The following is a 1778-nucleotide window of genomic DNA, read 5'->3' on the forward strand; positions in this document are numbered from 1 at the left end:
TAGACCTTTGAAAACTGAACAAAGTTTCGACGAAACAAAATGTGTAGGGTCTTCAAATGAAAATTTTGGAGCAAACAATTTGCGAAGTCAATTCGCTTTAAACAATGAAACAACAAATGAGCTTGTAAAAACTCAAGTATAATATGAGAGTTTGATCTTGGCTCAGGATGAACGCTGGCGGCGTGCCTAATACATGCAAGTCGAACGCACTTTCGTTGAATGAATTAGAGGTGCTTGCACCGAAGATGATTTTAGCTATAAAGTGAGTGGCGAACGGGTGAGTAACACGTGGGTAACCTGCCCAGAAGTGGGGGATAACACCTGGAAACAGATGCTAATACCGCATAACAAAGTAAACCGCATGGTTTACTTTTAAAAGATGGCTTCGGCTATCACTTCTGGATGGACCCGCGGCGTATTAGCTAGTTGGTGAGATAAAGGCTCACCAAGGCAGTGATACGTAGCCGACCTGAGAGGGTAATCGGCCACATTGGGACTGAGACACGGCCCAGACTCCTACGGGAGGCAGCAGTAGGGAATCTTCCACAATGGACGAAAGTCTGATGGAGCAACGCCGCGTGAGTGATGAAGGCTTTAGGGTCGTAAAACTCTGTTGTTGGAGAAGAACGTGTGTGAGAGTAACTGCTCATGCAGTGACGGTATCCAACCAGAAAGCCACGGCTAACTACGTGCCAGCAGCCGCGGTAATACGTAGGTGGCAAGCGTTATCCGGATTTATTGGGCGTAAAGCGAGCGCAGGCGGTCTTTTAAGTCTAATGTGAAAGCCTTCGGCTTAACCGAAGAAGTGCATTGGAAACTGGAAGACTTGAGTGCAGAAGAGGACAGTGGAACTCCATGTGTAGCGGTGAAATGCGTAGATATATGGAAGAACACCAGTGGCGAAGGCGGCTGTCTGGTCTGTAACTGACGCTGAGGCTCGAAAGCATGGGTAGCGAACAGGATTAGATACCCTGGTAGTCCATGCCGTAAACGATGAATGCTAAGTGTTGGAGGGTTTCCGCCCTTCAGTGCTGCAGCTAACGCATTAAGCATTCCGCCTGGGGAGTACGACCGCAAGGTTGAAACTCAAAAGAATTGACGGGGGCCCGCACAAGCGGTGGAGCATGTGGTTTAATTCGAAGCTACGCGAAGAACCTTACCAGGTCTTGACATCTTCTGCCAATCTAAGAGATTAGACGTTCCCTTCGGGGACAGAATGACAGGTGGTGCATGGTTGTCGTCAGCTCGTGTCGTGAGATGTTGGGTTAAGTCCCGCAACGAGCGCAACCCTTATTATTAGTTGCCAGCATTAAGTTGGGCACTCTAGTGAGACTGCCGGTGACAAACCGGAGGAAGGTGGGGACGACGTCAAATCATCATGCCCCTTATGACCTGGGCTACACACGTGCTACAATGGACGGTACAACGAGTTGCGAGACCGCGAGGTTTAGCTAATCTCTTAAAACCGTTCTCAGTTCGGACTGCAGGCTGCAACTCGCCTGCACGAAGTTGGAATCGCTAGTAATCGCGGATCAGCATGCCGCGGTGAATACGTTCCCGGGCCTTGTACACACCGCCCGTCACACCATGAGAGTTTGTAACACCCAAAGCCGGTGGAGTAACCTTCGGGAGCTAGCCGTCTAAGGTGGGACAGATGATTGGGGTGAAGTCGTAACAAGGTAGCCGTAGGAGAACCTGCGGCTGGATCACCTCCTTTCTAAGGATATTTAGAAACGGAAACCTACACATTGTCGAAACTTTGTTTAGTTTTGAGAGGT

At 49.4% G+C, this 1778-nt stretch carries 1 rRNA gene; it reads left to right on the forward strand.

What is annotated here, in order from left to right:
• Positions 1-139: 139 nt before the first annotated feature.
• Positions 140-1717: ribosomal RNA gene (locus PPA04_RS09420) — 16S ribosomal RNA — on the forward strand.
• Positions 1718-1778: the final 61 nt, after the last annotated feature.

Origin of the sequence: Pediococcus parvulus (assembly GCF_007990205.1) — a bacterium.
Taxonomy (GTDB): domain Bacteria; phylum Bacillota; class Bacilli; order Lactobacillales; family Lactobacillaceae; genus Pediococcus; species Pediococcus parvulus.